Source organism: Jiulongibacter sediminis (genome assembly GCF_001306455.1).
Lineage (GTDB): Bacteria > Bacteroidota > Bacteroidia > Cytophagales > Spirosomataceae > Jiulongibacter > Jiulongibacter sediminis.
On the sequence record NZ_LGTQ01000009.1, the window covers coordinates 314556 to 326809 of the forward strand.

14 protein-coding genes are annotated in these 12254 nt (G+C 41.4%); 5 read left to right on the plus strand and 9 right to left on the minus strand.

Annotated elements, in window-relative coordinates; genetic code table 11:
- Positions 1-53: 53 nt before the first annotated feature.
- On the plus strand, positions 54-302 hold the full coding sequence (locus tag AFM12_RS12110; RefSeq protein ID WP_055148547.1) for a type B 50S ribosomal protein L31: 249 nt from the start codon (positions 54-56) through the stop codon (positions 300-302).
- 18 nt (positions 303-320) lie between these two features.
- Here the strand turns inward: AFM12_RS12110 and AFM12_RS12115 are convergent, their stop codons facing one another.
- The 5 genes from AFM12_RS12115 to AFM12_RS12135 all read right to left on the minus strand — a co-directional run bounded on the left by AFM12_RS12115 (position 321) and on the right by AFM12_RS12135 (position 6169).
- Entirely contained in the window at positions 321-1199 is an 879-nt protein-coding gene (locus tag AFM12_RS12115; RefSeq protein ID WP_055148549.1) for a DMT family transporter, read from the minus strand.
- Positions 1200-1239: 40 nt separating this feature from the next.
- The gene (locus tag AFM12_RS12120) at positions 1240-1923 is read right to left on the minus strand and encodes a GNAT family N-acetyltransferase (RefSeq protein ID WP_055148551.1); all 684 of its coding nucleotides are present in this window, start codon (positions 1921-1923) and stop codon (positions 1240-1242) included.
- A 239-nt stretch (positions 1924-2162) separates the two neighbouring features.
- Entirely contained in the window at positions 2163-3104 is a 942-nt protein-coding gene (rsgA, locus tag AFM12_RS12125) for a ribosome small subunit-dependent GTPase A (protein ID WP_055148553.1), read from the minus strand.
- A gap of 444 nt (positions 3105-3548) precedes the next feature.
- Positions 3549-4616, minus strand: coding sequence for an NAD-dependent epimerase/dehydratase family protein (locus AFM12_RS12130; RefSeq protein ID WP_055148555.1), 1068 nt, complete (start codon positions 4614-4616; stop codon positions 3549-3551).
- A 113-nt stretch (positions 4617-4729) separates the two neighbouring features.
- On the minus strand, positions 4730-6169 hold the full coding sequence (locus AFM12_RS12135; RefSeq protein WP_055148559.1) for a sulfatase family protein: 1440 nt from the start codon (positions 6167-6169) through the stop codon (positions 4730-4732).
- 109 nt (positions 6170-6278) lie between these two features.
- On the opposite strand from AFM12_RS12135, the gene gltX reads away from it, so the two are divergent.
- Positions 6279-7772: a glutamate--tRNA ligase gene (gltX, locus tag AFM12_RS12140; protein WP_055148561.1), complete on the plus strand. Its 1494-nt coding sequence runs from the start codon at positions 6279-6281 to the stop codon at positions 7770-7772.
- Positions 7773-7950: 178 nt separating this feature from the next.
- Here the strand turns inward: gltX and AFM12_RS12145 are convergent, their stop codons facing one another.
- Positions 7951-8361 carry a DoxX family protein gene (locus AFM12_RS12145; protein WP_055148563.1) on the minus strand — a complete coding sequence of 137 codons (411 nt, stop codon included), beginning with the start codon at positions 8359-8361 and terminating at the stop codon, positions 7951-7953.
- Positions 8362-8444: 83 nt separating this feature from the next.
- Positions 8445-8918 carry a Crp/Fnr family transcriptional regulator gene (locus AFM12_RS12150; protein ID WP_055148564.1) on the minus strand — a complete coding sequence of 158 codons (474 nt, stop codon included), beginning with the start codon at positions 8916-8918 and terminating at the stop codon, positions 8445-8447.
- A gap of 230 nt (positions 8919-9148) precedes the next feature.
- Between AFM12_RS12150 and AFM12_RS12155 the strand changes: the two genes are divergently transcribed.
- Entirely contained in the window at positions 9149-10087 is a 939-nt protein-coding gene (locus AFM12_RS12155) for an alpha/beta hydrolase (RefSeq protein WP_055148565.1), read from the plus strand.
- A 63-nt stretch (positions 10088-10150) separates the two neighbouring features.
- Here the strand turns inward: AFM12_RS12155 and AFM12_RS12160 are convergent, their stop codons facing one another.
- Both AFM12_RS12160 and AFM12_RS12165 read right to left on the minus strand, forming a co-directional pair.
- A complete protein-coding gene (locus AFM12_RS12160; protein WP_055148568.1) occupies positions 10151-10456 on the minus strand; it encodes a helix-turn-helix domain-containing protein in 306 nt (101 codons plus the stop codon).
- Complete coding sequence (locus tag AFM12_RS12165; protein ID WP_055148570.1) at positions 10443-10790, minus strand: type II toxin-antitoxin system RelE/ParE family toxin; 348 nt, start codon at positions 10788-10790, stop codon at positions 10443-10445. The genes AFM12_RS12160 and AFM12_RS12165 overlap by 14 nt, the downstream gene beginning before the upstream one ends.
- A 344-nt stretch (positions 10791-11134) precedes the next feature.
- On the opposite strand from AFM12_RS12165, the gene AFM12_RS12170 reads away from it, so the two are divergent.
- On the plus strand, positions 11135-11344 hold the full coding sequence (locus AFM12_RS12170) for a hypothetical protein (RefSeq protein WP_055148918.1): 210 nt from the start codon (positions 11135-11137) through the stop codon (positions 11342-11344).
- Positions 11345-11473: 129 nt separating this feature from the next.
- Positions 11474-12253, plus strand: a complete 780-nt coding sequence (locus AFM12_RS12175) for a TIGR00266 family protein (protein ID WP_055148572.1) — start codon at positions 11474-11476, stop codon at positions 12251-12253.
- Position 12254 lies beyond the last annotated feature (1 nt).

Sequence of the window (12254 nt, forward strand, 5' to 3'; positions counted from 1 at the left end):
TATCTTTGCAGCCCGTTTTAAGAAGAACTGAGTATTATTTAGAGATATAAGCAATGCAAAAAGACATTCATCCAAATTATAGAGAAGTAGTTTTCTGGGATTTATCTTCAGATGACAAATTCATTACACGTTCATGTGTAGAGACAAAAGAGACCATCACTTGGGAAGATGGCAAAGAGTACCCTGTATGTAAAGTGGAGGTTAGCTCAAAGTCTCACCCGTTCTACACTGGTAAAAGCATGCTTGTGGATACTGCAGGACGTGTTGATAAATTTAAGAAACGTTACGGCAACAGAAAATAAGCTGGAGCTTAAGATTTTTCAGAGCCCTTTCCTTTTGGTTAGGGCTTTTTTATTGCCATACAACAGTAGGGAAAGTAGAATCAAACCTGCTCCAATGTAAAATCGGACATTTAAAAGCTCTTCTTCTTTGAAGATCACCCATGCCATCAGGATGCCGTAAACGGGTTCCAGGTTAATGGCGAGGTTCATCTCAAACGCTGTGAATTTTTTTAACAGATTTAGGTTGACCATATAGGGGAGAACAGTACACAAAAGTGCCAGAACAAGCAAATAAATCAAATCTAGATTTTGAGGTAGGGCCCACATCTCAGCTGATTTAATAAATGGAAGGATAGGAAGACAAATCAGAAAGGCACCGGTAAGTTCAATGGTGTTCAACTTTAATGCCGAGTGCCTTTGTATCAATCTGGCGTTGGCGACAACATATATAGCGGATAAGAAACCCGCCAGCAGTCCTATCAAAATGGCAAGTCCATGTTTTGGTATGGCAAAGAAAATCAGGGTCATTCCCAGGATCACCAGAAGACCTAAAAGAACATCAAAAACCTCAATCTTTTTTCGTTGGCTCAAGGGCTCTATGATGCTCGTGAAAAAGGCTGTTGTAGAAACTGTGATTAAGCTTACAGAAACATTCGAGAGTTTGGCTGAGCCAAAAAAGCAGATCCAGTGGATCCCCAGAATGGCTCCAACGCTGAGTATCGGTAAAAGAGAACTCCAGTCCTGTTTTTGTTTTTTCAGGGAAATCAAAATCGCAAAGGCCGCTGATGCAATCATTGACCGATAAAGCACAACATCTAAGGCCGAAAGCGTAATCAGTTTACCCAAAATAGCGGTAAGGCCTAGCAAAATAATCATGCTGTGAAGCAGAACATAGTCTGAGAATTGTTTACCAAGCATTTTCTACTAGTTAAAAACAAACTGTTTTGGCTTACAACGGTCAGCTATTTTTTTTCTCCTTATCTTTTTTCAGAAGAATTCGCTGCTTCATGCTGATCCACTTTTCGTACAGTGAAGATTCTCTCACGAAATCCCATTTAGGATCTTTCCGCTCGGCACGGTCTTCCTTTTTTGCGTGATATTTCATACCTGTGCACAGGCAGTGAGCTCTGTTGGTACGAGTCAGAATATCGTAGTTGACGCAGGTTTGGCAACCTTTCCAGAAAGCATCGTCTTTTGGTAGCTCACTGAAGGGTACCGGCTCATAACCAAGCTCAGAGTTAATTTTCATTACTGCCATGCTGGTGGTTAGACCTATGATGTTGGCATCGGGATATTTCTCTCTGGAGAGTTTGAAAGCTTTGCCTTTGATAGCTGTCGCTATACCACTTTTACGGTGATCAGGATGAACTATAAGGCCGGAGTTAGCCACAAAGCGGCCATGCTCCCATGTTTCTATGTAGCAGAAACCTATCCAGTCGCCATTTTTATGGGTGGCAATGATGGCTTTGCCCTCCTGCATCTTCGAGATGATGTATTCTGGTGTACGCTGTGCAATACCCGTACCACGGGCTTTTGCACTGGAGGCCATTTCATCGGTGATGGTTTTAGCATATACCTCATGCTCTTTACCAGCCACCTGAATGATATAGTCTTTGAAAAATGTCTTTTTTAATGAGCTCATCGTCGTTTGTGAGGGGCTTATCCTCTCGTCAGGAGACGCTGTATCCTAAACTTTAATATGAAAGAAAATATAAAAACGGAAGGCAGAAAGCTACCGTGAAGGCAGAGTTCTCATTGGGTCCTTGCGGACCTCATTCGTCGGGTAGGCGATATGGGAAGCTTGATGTTTGTCATTTCCTTAAAACGCTGCAAAGATAAAGTCTTATTAGATACAATAGACAATCTTAACAATTTATTTAACTACCGGCGATTGTCAATATTTTCAAGCATACTAAGATAACTGTTGAATCTGCTCTCTGAGATTTCACCGGCAATTACGGCATCCTTTACGGCACATTTGGGCTCATTAACGTGAAGGCAGTTGTGGAATTTACATTCACCCAGAAGCTCCCTCATCTCAGGGAAGTAGTGGCTGATTTCCTCGTTTTCCATGTCCATCAAACCAAGTTCTTTAATTCCCGGACTGTCGATTACATAGGTTCCCGGTCGGGCTTCAAACATCTCTGCAAAAGTAGTTGTATGTACTCCCTTGTTGGCAAAAGTTGAGACTTCAGATGTGGCCAGTTCAAGCTCAGGTATGATTTCGCTTATTAATTGAGATTTACCCACACCCGAGTGACCTGAAATAAGAGACGTTTTACCTTCGATAAGTTGGTCAACAGCCTTCAGGTTGATTTTTTCAAGGGCAGAGATACTGTGGCAGGGATAACCCAAACCCTCATACATATCCATGATTTCTTTTTGATAAGCCTCACTTTCGGAATCAAGAAGGTCACACTTATTGAAGAGAAGTACAGTAGGTATTCTGAAAGACTCAGAGCTCACCAGAAAGCGGTCAATAAAGCCGAGTGAAGTTCTGGGCATGACTAAAGTCACAATCAGGATAGCCTGATCTATATTACAAGCGAGCAAATGACCGTGAGCAGTTTTGTGAACAGACTTTCGGATGATGTAATTTTCCCGAGGCAAAATCTCAGAAATAACCCCGGTATTTTCAGCATTATCTTCAAGATGAAAGATGACTTTATCACCAACGGCGAGAGGATTGGTTACTTTCAAACCTTTAATCTTAAATTTTCCTTTAAGGCGACAGCGGTATAATTCGCTTTCATTTGTACGGACTTCGTACCATGAGCCTGTTGAACGCCAGACAATACCTTCTATTTCAGTGCTTTTTGACAACTTAAAAAAAACTTAAAATATTATTCATCAGAAAAATGGGGCATGAAGAGCTCTGATTTTATCAAATGTACTTAAATATGCTCTTGATCATACTTTTCAAACGATTTCGGAGCCGAAAAATAAATAGTTTACCGTTAAATCATATTTTAAGATAATTTTAAGATTTCGGGCAACATTTTTTCTTCTACTTCGGTTAATTTAGGTGTATTCGCACAAAAGCATAACAAAGGTCACTTATTTAAATTTTATTAGACATGAAAAAGGGAGTTTTATTCGGCCTAGCCGCCGTAGCTGTCGGAGTAGTCGTAGCATCTTTAGGAGGTAAAAAAGGAAAGCCTGCCACCACACAGGCTTCTAATTCATACTGGAAGTAATATTGACTTTCCGAACAACATTTCTATTAAAAGAAAAGGGGCAATTTTTATTGCCCCTGATTTTCTATTGTCAACTCAAAATGGATCTCAGGTCTTCTTCATGTGCCTGAAGCCACTCTGTTATTTCCTCCACAATCTGTTTTATTCCTATCTCCGGCTCCCATCCCGTTCTTTCGGTAACTTTTGAATTATCAGTCACGTAGAGTTTGATATCTGCGGGTCTGTTTTCAGTGATTTTATCAATAGGAATTGTTTTTCCGGTCACTTCCTGACAAATCTTTGTCAATTCCTGCAACGATGTGCTCACCTCTGTTCCACCACCCACATTGAATGTTTCTCCGTTTACGTCTTCCATATGATGCATCTGCCAGTCGATAAGTCGATACAGGTCTTTGACATGAAGCATGTCCCGGGTTTGTTTGCCGCTGCCATCATATCCGATATAGGCCAGCTTTTTCTCAAAATAATGTTTGGCAATCCAAAGCACCATTACCCCCTGATCCACCTTGCCCATTTGCCATGGACCGGTTAAAACCCCACAACGGTTAACCAATGTTTTTAAGCCATAAAACTCATTATACTCCTGAATAATAAGCTCAGAAGCCAGTTTGGTGGTACCATAAAGAGAGCGAGCCCCGTCTAAAGGGAAATTTTCTGCAATCCCTTTTGAGGATACTCCTAGTAGGTTTTGCTCATCAGAAAGAGCAAAACGAGTTTCTTTTTCATCAAAGTTTAGGGTCTCAATGCTTTTGATAGGGTAGATCCTGCTTGTCGACAAGAAGATGAAAGCTGCTTTTGACCGAACAGCATAATTGAGACAATTCACCGTTCCAAATAGATTGGTGTTCATTAAATAATCGGGTGTACCCCCATTTAAACCGGCCAGAACTGAAGGCTCAGCTGAGGCCTCAAGGACAAAATCAACATCCGGAAGGGCGTCAAAGTCTTCTTTGTTTCTGATATCACCATGCACAAACTCAATTCCGCTTTTCGTAAGTCGAGCCACATTAAGTTCAGAACCTTTTCTTTTAAGGTTATCCAGACAAATGATATGGTAAGAAGGGTAATTTTTTTTGAGTTCAAGAGCCAGTGAAGAGCCCACAAATCCGGCACCGCCGGTGATCAATACTTTTGTCATTGAGGTGTTTTGTCGAAAAATTTATGCAAGTCTAGGCATTTTAGACTGAAAGGGGGGAGTATTGCTCCTTAAAACCTATTGAATTTTTATTTCAAGGATTGCCGTTTAATAAATCAATTCAAATCCCCCCGGGGCCTTCTATTTTCACCTTCCACACCGGTTAAATCATCACCAATGTCCGCTCTGATGGTTTCGGCGTATGCTTCCAGTTCTTTTACGATTTCAGGATACATTCTTTGCACATCGTATTCTTCGCCCGGGTCGCGTCTGAGGTCATAGAGAGCCATCGGTTCTTCATGGTTTTCGGTACTTGGGCCCGGGTATCCGTCTTTTCCGGGTAAAAAACCTTTGAAAGTTCGACCATAATGCGGCAAAACCAGCTTCCACTGATCTTTGCGAACGGCTTCCAGATTATTGCGTCGATAGTAATAGGCAAAAAATTCCCGAGGTTTGGCGTCCATATTTCCATCAAAAATTTCTTTGAGACTAACACCATCAATTTTGTTGGCCGGCATTGAAGTTCCGCATATTTCAGAGATGGTTGGTAGCAGGTCAATGGTAGAAGTCAGTTGGTTACAAACCATACCGGCAGGCACATGGCCTTTCCAGCGAACGATGCCCGGCACCCGATGGCCGCCTTCATAACTCACCCCTTTTCCTTCACGGAAACCGCCACTGGAGCCGGCGTGATTGCCGTAATTCAGCCAGGGACCATTATCGCTGGTGAAAATCACCAAAGTGTTTTCTTCCAAGCCATTCTTTTGAAGGGTTTGCATAATCTGCCCTACGGACCAGTCGATTTCCAACATCAAATCTGCATAAAGGCCCTGACCGCTTTTTCCTTTGAATTTATCTGAAACACCAATTGGAACATGCGGCATAGAGTGCGGGAGGTAAAGGAAGAAGGGCTTGTTTTTGTTCTTTTCGATGAACGAAACGGCCTTTTCAGTGTAAAGTGTGGTCAATTTTGCCTGGTCTTCTAGCGTTTCTACGTATTCTGAAATTTCATTATCGACGACGATCGGCAGTTTGGCAATGGTGGCTTTCCAGCCCGCACTGGAGGGCTTGCCATCATAACCCATGGGCCACATGTCATTTGAATAAGGGATGCCGACATATTCATCAAATCCTTGCTGCAAGGGTAAAAATTCTTTTTCGTCGCCCAAGTGCCATTTGCCATAAATTGCTGTGGCATAGCCCTTTTCTTTGAGAAGCTCAGCAATGGTTGTTTCATTGGGGTGAAGCCCCACCTTATCTCCCGGGAAATAGGCCCCATGAATATTCATACGATTTGGGTAAGTACCCGTCATTAGGGCCGCTCGGGATGCACTGCATACAGCCTGTGCCGAAAGGAAACTGGTGAAACGAATGCCTTCAGCTGCAAGACGATCAATATTTTCAGTACGATAGGTGCTGGCTCCGTAGCAACTCAAATCGCCATAGCCCATATCATCCATAAAAATGAGAACGATATTCGGACTATCTGATTTTTGGAGGGTGATGGCACTGTGTAAAAGGAATAATAGAGGCAGGAAAAGGAAGTATTTCTTCATTCAGGTTGATGTTTTGAGCAAGTTAACAAAAACAGGCAATGTTATGGAGGAGAAGGGTATCAGTCCTGAAAAATTGCTACTTTTGCAGCCCAATTTTGTAGATTAAAATATGTCAGTAAGAGTTCGTTTTGCACCAAGTCCCACAGGACCATTACATATCGGAGGGGTTCGTACGGCCCTTTATAATTACCTTTTTGCCAAAAAGAATGGTGGTGAGTTTATTCTGAGAATAGAGGATACCGACCAGTCAAGGTATGTGGCCGGTGCGGAAGAATACATTGTTGACAGTTTGAAATGGCTGGGTGTCAATTTTGATGAAGGCCAGTCTGTAGGTGGGCCTCATGCTCCGTATCGTCAGTCGGAGCGGAAGGATATTTACCACAAATATGCTCAGCAATTGATTGATACAGGCAAAGCCTATTACGCCTTTGATACGGCCGATGAATTGGCCGAAATGAGAGCTGAACTGGAGGCTGCCAAGGTGGATAATCCTTCGTACAATTCGGTGACCCGAATGAAGATGAAAAACTCTTTTACCCTTTCAAAAGAGGAAGTTGAGGCAAAAATTGCTGCGGGTGAGCCGCACGTGATTCGTCTCAATGTGCCCATTAAAGAGGAGATTCGTTTCAAAGATATTATCCGCGACTGGGTGGTGGTGCATAGCAGTACCATTGATGATAAAGTGCTTCTCAAAGCTGACGGAATGCCTACTTACCATCTGGCAAACATTGTGGATGATCATGAAATGGGCATTACCCATGTGATCAGAGGAGAGGAGTGGCTGCCGTCTGCACCACTGCATGTTTTATTGTACAGAGCCTTTGGCTGGCAGCATCCTGAGTTTGCTCATTTGCCTTTATTGCTGAAACCGGAAGGCAACGGAAAGCTGAGCAAAAGAGATGGTTTGCTGGGCGACTTCCCCGTTTTCCCGATGGAGTGGAAAGATGAAGCAGGAGAGGTTTCAAGAGGTTTCAGAGAGGATGGCTATTTGCCGGAAGCAGTGTTGAATTTCCTTGCCCTGCTGGGCTGGAACCCGGGTACGGAGCAGGAGTTTTTCAATCTGGAGGAGTTGGTTCAGGCCTTTTCATTGGAGAAAATCAATAAATCAGGAGCTCGTTTTGATATTCAAAAGGCCCAGTGGTTTAATGAGCATTATATCAAAAAAATGCCTGAATCAGAGCTAGTGGCTCAGGTGAATGCTATGGTCAACGATGAGCCTCTGGCGGCCAATCTGGTGACTTTGATGAAAGACCGCGTGAAGTTTGTCAAAGAGATTGTCAGTGAGGTGCCTTACCTTTTCAATGCACCGGCTGAATATGATATGGCTATCGTCGAAAAGAAATGGGATGATTTGGCCAAAAAAGCGATGCCAATCATTGTGGATTTACTGAAAGGAGTGGACGATTTCACCACCGAAAATATCCATCATGCCATATGGGAAGGCCTTCCTGAACACGAAATCAAGCCAGGCAAAGTGATGCAAGCTCTCCGTCTGGCCGTAACCGGTGTAGGCAACGGCCCGGACCTTATGCTAATGCTTCAGATTCTTGGGAAAGATGAGGTGATTGGGAGAATTGAGAGGGCGATAGAGAGATTGAAATAGGGCCTTTTTACCAGTTTAAATTTAGGAGGTATCAGTTTTACTTTTGATAACCTTCCTTACAAAAAAATAGCAGAAAAAAGATAAACTCAAAGTTTGGCTTCAAACTGCTATTTTTTCTTGATGATATTGTAAGCCGTCTTTTTTGGGCTCTGGATTTTATGAAGTTACTGATTCACCATTAACTTTTTGCGAGTATAATGGCTTTTTTACTTCTTCCCCAGGCAATAAAAAGAGCAACGCCTATCAACACAATGTTCATTCCAATATTTGAATATTCATCTCTTGAAGCATGAAATCCTGCGGCTAAAACCATTACTAATGCAAGGCCTAAAGCTGCCCAAACTGTCAATAATGGTTTTATACGGAAAACAGATGGAAGCAATAAGCCTATGCCTCCCAAAAATTCGCTAATACCAATAAACCTTACCAATCCTATTGGAGTGGATGTTACCCATGGAAGTGATTCTGCCAATGCCGCGATTGGCTGACTAGCTTTCATCATACCTGCCATAATAAACATTACAGCCAATAGTCCTTGTGCAACCCATAATACGATGTTAATTGCTTTGTTGTTTTTTTGGTTTGTCATTTTACATTCTTTTTTGTTCGAGGAGCAAAAGTCATCGTTTTCGTAGGCCCGTGCATTGATGTACATCAAGAAATGAAATTGGGTTAATTTTTTTGAGAAATTTCATGCCGGACACGACTTAAAGCCTCAGGTGTAATTCCTAAATAAGAGGCTACCATTTTTAATGGAACCCTTTGAATAATGTTTGGATAGGTTTTGATAAAATGCTCATATCTTTCTTTAGCATTTGAACTCATTAACATTATAATCCTGGTTTGCATCGTATCTATCCTTCTTAACAAAGCATTTATATCAGGACCTTCTTTCAACAAGTCCTCTTTTGAAACGACGTTTATAGTAGTGTCTTCAATAGCATCTATAAATAATTGACACGGTGCATTGGGCTCACAACTATCAGCAACCAACCAACCTTCCGGACCAAACATATAGATATGTTCTTTCCCTTTTTCATCAATTGTATAGCTTCGCAATAAACCACTTTCAACAAAATAAACCCTGGAGTTGATATCTCCTTTTCGTTGTAAAACAACTCCCTTTTTTACGCTTATTTTTTCCATTACCAGTTCCTATTATGGTTTGTTCAAATGGCAAGAACAGAAGTGAAGATGAAATTCGTTAGTGAGTATGTCTTAATTATCTGCATCTCATGGGGTGCAGAATTCATCTTTACTCAAAACTATCCAAATACTTTGAAAAGTATCTTGGGCATATTATACTGATACTATCGAAGAGTAAATTAGCTTGTTTTAATTTAAGACAGAAAAGGAATATTATCTTTATTCAGTCTATGAAAAAACTATTCAAAACCCTTATTACAGGTTTTTTTATAAACACCTCCTTCGCCCAACAAACAGACACCATCTTTGTTTCCTCAGGCGATGTCAACTTGCATTCGGTATTGATGAAGGCCAATAGGCCCGAGAAAAGTCCATTGGCCATTATCATCGCTGGTTCCGGCCCTACAGACTTGAATGGCAATAACCCGATGATGAAAAACAATAGTCTTCGGTTTCTGGCTGAGGGATTGTTTGAGAAAGGGATTTCAACTGTTCGTTTTGATAAAAGAGGGGTGGGGAAGAGCAAGGTGGCTGATTTGAAGGAGTCTGAGCTGAGGTTTGAAGATTTTGTGAATGATGTTAATGCCATAGTTCATCATTATAAAAATGCAGGTTTTGACCGAATTTTTATCCTTGGTCATAGTGAAGGTTCACTTATAGGAATGTTGTCGGCGGCTCAAACAAATACCGATGATTTTGTGTCTCTGGCGGGTGCCGGCAAAGCGATTGACCTGATTTTGCAGGAGCAACTGGAATCAAAATTACCGGAACAGTTTGCCAAAGAGGCCAGAACAATCATGGATAGCCTGAAGATAGACAAAACGGTAGAAAAGATGTCTTTTCCTCTTTTATCTGTTTTCCGGCCATCGGTACAGCTTTATATGATTTCATGGATGACGTATGACCCTGCTGCCGAGCTGGCGAAACTTAAAATGCCTGTGCTCATCGTCCAGGGGACCACCGACATCCAGGTGAGTGTTGAGAATGCCGAGCTTTTACACAAGGCTAATCCGCAATCTGAATTGAGAATCATTGAAGGTATGAATCACATTTTCAAAGAAGTAGGAGAGGAGCAGTCTGCAAACCTCGCCACCTATTCAAATCCTGATTTGCCGCTGCATCCTGAGCTAATTCCGGTAATTGCGGAGTTTGTTTTGTCTCAGAATTGAGTTAAGAAAAAGAGCTTATTAATATTTCTTGCCTACCTATTTTATTTTTTTTGTATTGAGGTGTTAAAAACTAACATTAAGGCTCAGCTGTCCACCTAAACCCTCCCGGATAATTCGCATAAGCGTCGAGAGCCGAATATCAGAGGCATTATTTTCGATTCTTGAGATATAGGTCTTTGTTGTGCCGCACTTTTGAGCAAGTTCTTCCTGTGTCATACCCTTTTCTTTGCGAAGCTCCTGAAGCATTACCCCAAGTTTAAAAGCCTCAAATTCCTGCTCATAGGCCTCACGTGTTTCAGTTCCTCTTGTGCCGTATTCCTGATCCAGGTGGTCTGAAAATGAAGTCAATTTGTTTTTAGTCTTTTCCATCGAAATATTGTTGTTTAAGTTTTAAAGCCATTTCAATTTCATTTTTTGGGGTCTTTTGCGTTTTCTTTTGAAAGCCGTTGACAAGAATGATGAGTTGCCCTTTATCAAAAAAGCTGAAAACTCTGTAAATGTTTGAACCAACTTCCACTCTGACTTCAAATAGTCCATCTGTCCCAGTCAAATGTTTGAAAAACTTTTCAGGAATTCGCTCTAGTGTTGAAATGAGCTGTAAAGTCCAGTTAAATTTCTTTTTGACTTGTGGCCTTAAACTATTGTAGAAGTTCAGGTAATGGTCCTCAAAATAGAGGATTTCTCTAATTGGCTTTTCATTCATTCAAGTGAATTTAGATAAGACAAAGATAAAAATTGTTATCTAATTAGGTAACAACTAATTGAAAATTTCTTAATCCCCTTAAAACCTTAATTTCTTAATGGTTCAAGAAACCGAATGGTTAAACATTAAGGAGTAAAGATAAATTAAGTGATAAGTTTTCTTTAAGAATCAGGAACTCTCGAAGAAAACCCTTGTTATCGGGGCAAAAAGATGCTTATCCTCTTTTTTGACCATTAAAACAGACTTTTTACGATTGGTCAAAAACTGCATTGGGTTCGTATCTTATACTGTAAATTTGTTTTACCGCTGAGGTGTCGAAGGCACAAAGCATTACTAAAAATACCATGAGCAAGAAGAAAGAAGAGATCGAAGAAAAGCCAAAAGTACACAAAGACCTTGATGGTTTTAATATCAAAATCAACTCATTCGGAGAGATCCAAATGAGTTATGATATCGAACGAATTAATGAGTTTCTCAATAAGAATGTCGACGATAAAAAGCTTCGTGATATTGATATTGAGGAGCAAATGGCGAAGCCGAAGAAGAAAAAGTGACTTCGACAAGCTCAGTCACCGGACTTAAGTCGGATTTGTCATCGAATAAAATTAAGTAACAATATCGGTGGTTGAGCCTGTCGAAACCACAATTGCTATTATTTATTTAAACCCAATAACCAACAAACTATGAGAAGTCATGAAATCGACTACAACATTTTGGGAGAAGACATCCAGGTTGTAGAAATTGAATTAGATCCTAACGAAACCGTCATTGCTGAGGCAGGAAGTATGCTTTATATGGAAGACGGTATTTCTTTTGAAACCCGCATGGGTGACGGGAGTCAAGCCAATCAGTCTGTCCTTGGTAAGCTTTTTCAGGCCGGTAGCCGCGTCCTCATGGGAGAGTCACTTTTCATGACCCATTTTACCAACCGTGGCGTAGGGAAACGAAAAGTTTCTTTTGCTGCTCCATACCCCGGAACAATCAAAGCCGTGGATCTGAGTCAGATTTATCAGCAAACGCTGATTGTTCAGAAAGACGCTTTTCTTTGTGCGGCCATGGGAACCCGGATTTCTATTCATTTCAATAAACGTTTCGGGGCCGGACTTTTTGGAGGTGAAGGCTTCATTCTGGAACGTATTCAGGGCGATGGTATGGCCTTTATTCACTCCGGCGGAGTGGTGATGGAGAAAACCTTGAATAACGAAACCCTTAGAATTGACACAGGTTGTATCGTGGGTTTTGAGCCACAGCTTAATTTTGATATTCAGGCGGCCGGAGGATTACGCTCCATGGTTTTTGGGGGCGAAGGTATGTTTTTGGCAACCCTTTCCGGAACAGGTAAGGTTTGGATTCAGTCTCTTCCGATCTCCAAACTGATTCGTCGCCTGTCGCCCATGGGTGGAAATTCAAGAAAAGAAGGAGGCTCAGTTTTGGGTGGATTAGCGGATATGTTTGAGAGCTAGA

Excerpts from the sequence above, each read along its gene's own strand:
- AFM12_RS12110 (WP_055148547.1), top strand. The coding sequence starts at position 54 with ATGCAAAAAGACATTCATCCAAATTATAGAGAAGTAGTTTTCTGGGAT.
- AFM12_RS12115 (WP_055148549.1), bottom strand. The coding sequence starts at position 1,199 with ATGCTTGGTAAACAATTCTCAGACTATGTTCTGCTTCACAGCATGATT.
- AFM12_RS12120 (WP_055148551.1), bottom strand. The coding sequence starts at position 1,923 with ATGAGCTCATTAAAAAAGACATTTTTCAAAGACTATATCATTCAGGTG.
- AFM12_RS12130 (WP_055148555.1), bottom strand. The coding sequence starts at position 4,616 with ATGACAAAAGTATTGATCACCGGCGGTGCCGGATTTGTGGGCTCTTCA.
- AFM12_RS12135 (WP_055148559.1), bottom strand. The coding sequence starts at position 6,169 with ATGAAGAAATACTTCCTTTTCCTGCCTCTATTATTCCTTTTACACAGT.
- gltX (WP_055148561.1), top strand. The coding sequence starts at position 6,279 with ATGTCAGTAAGAGTTCGTTTTGCACCAAGTCCCACAGGACCATTACAT.
- AFM12_RS12145 (WP_055148563.1), bottom strand. The coding sequence starts at position 8,361 with ATGACAAACCAAAAAAACAACAAAGCAATTAACATCGTATTATGGGTT.
- AFM12_RS12150 (WP_055148564.1), bottom strand. The coding sequence starts at position 8,918 with ATGGAAAAAATAAGCGTAAAAAAGGGAGTTGTTTTACAACGAAAAGGA.
- AFM12_RS12155 (WP_055148565.1), top strand. The coding sequence starts at position 9,149 with ATGAAAAAACTATTCAAAACCCTTATTACAGGTTTTTTTATAAACACC.
- AFM12_RS12160 (WP_055148568.1), bottom strand. The coding sequence starts at position 10,456 with ATGGAAAAGACTAAAAACAAATTGACTTCATTTTCAGACCACCTGGAT.
- AFM12_RS12165 (WP_055148570.1), bottom strand. The coding sequence starts at position 10,790 with ATGAATGAAAAGCCAATTAGAGAAATCCTCTATTTTGAGGACCATTAC.
- AFM12_RS12170 (WP_055148918.1), top strand. The coding sequence starts at position 11,135 with ATGAGCAAGAAGAAAGAAGAGATCGAAGAAAAGCCAAAAGTACACAAA.
- AFM12_RS12175 (WP_055148572.1), top strand. The coding sequence starts at position 11,474 with ATGAGAAGTCATGAAATCGACTACAACATTTTGGGAGAAGACATCCAG.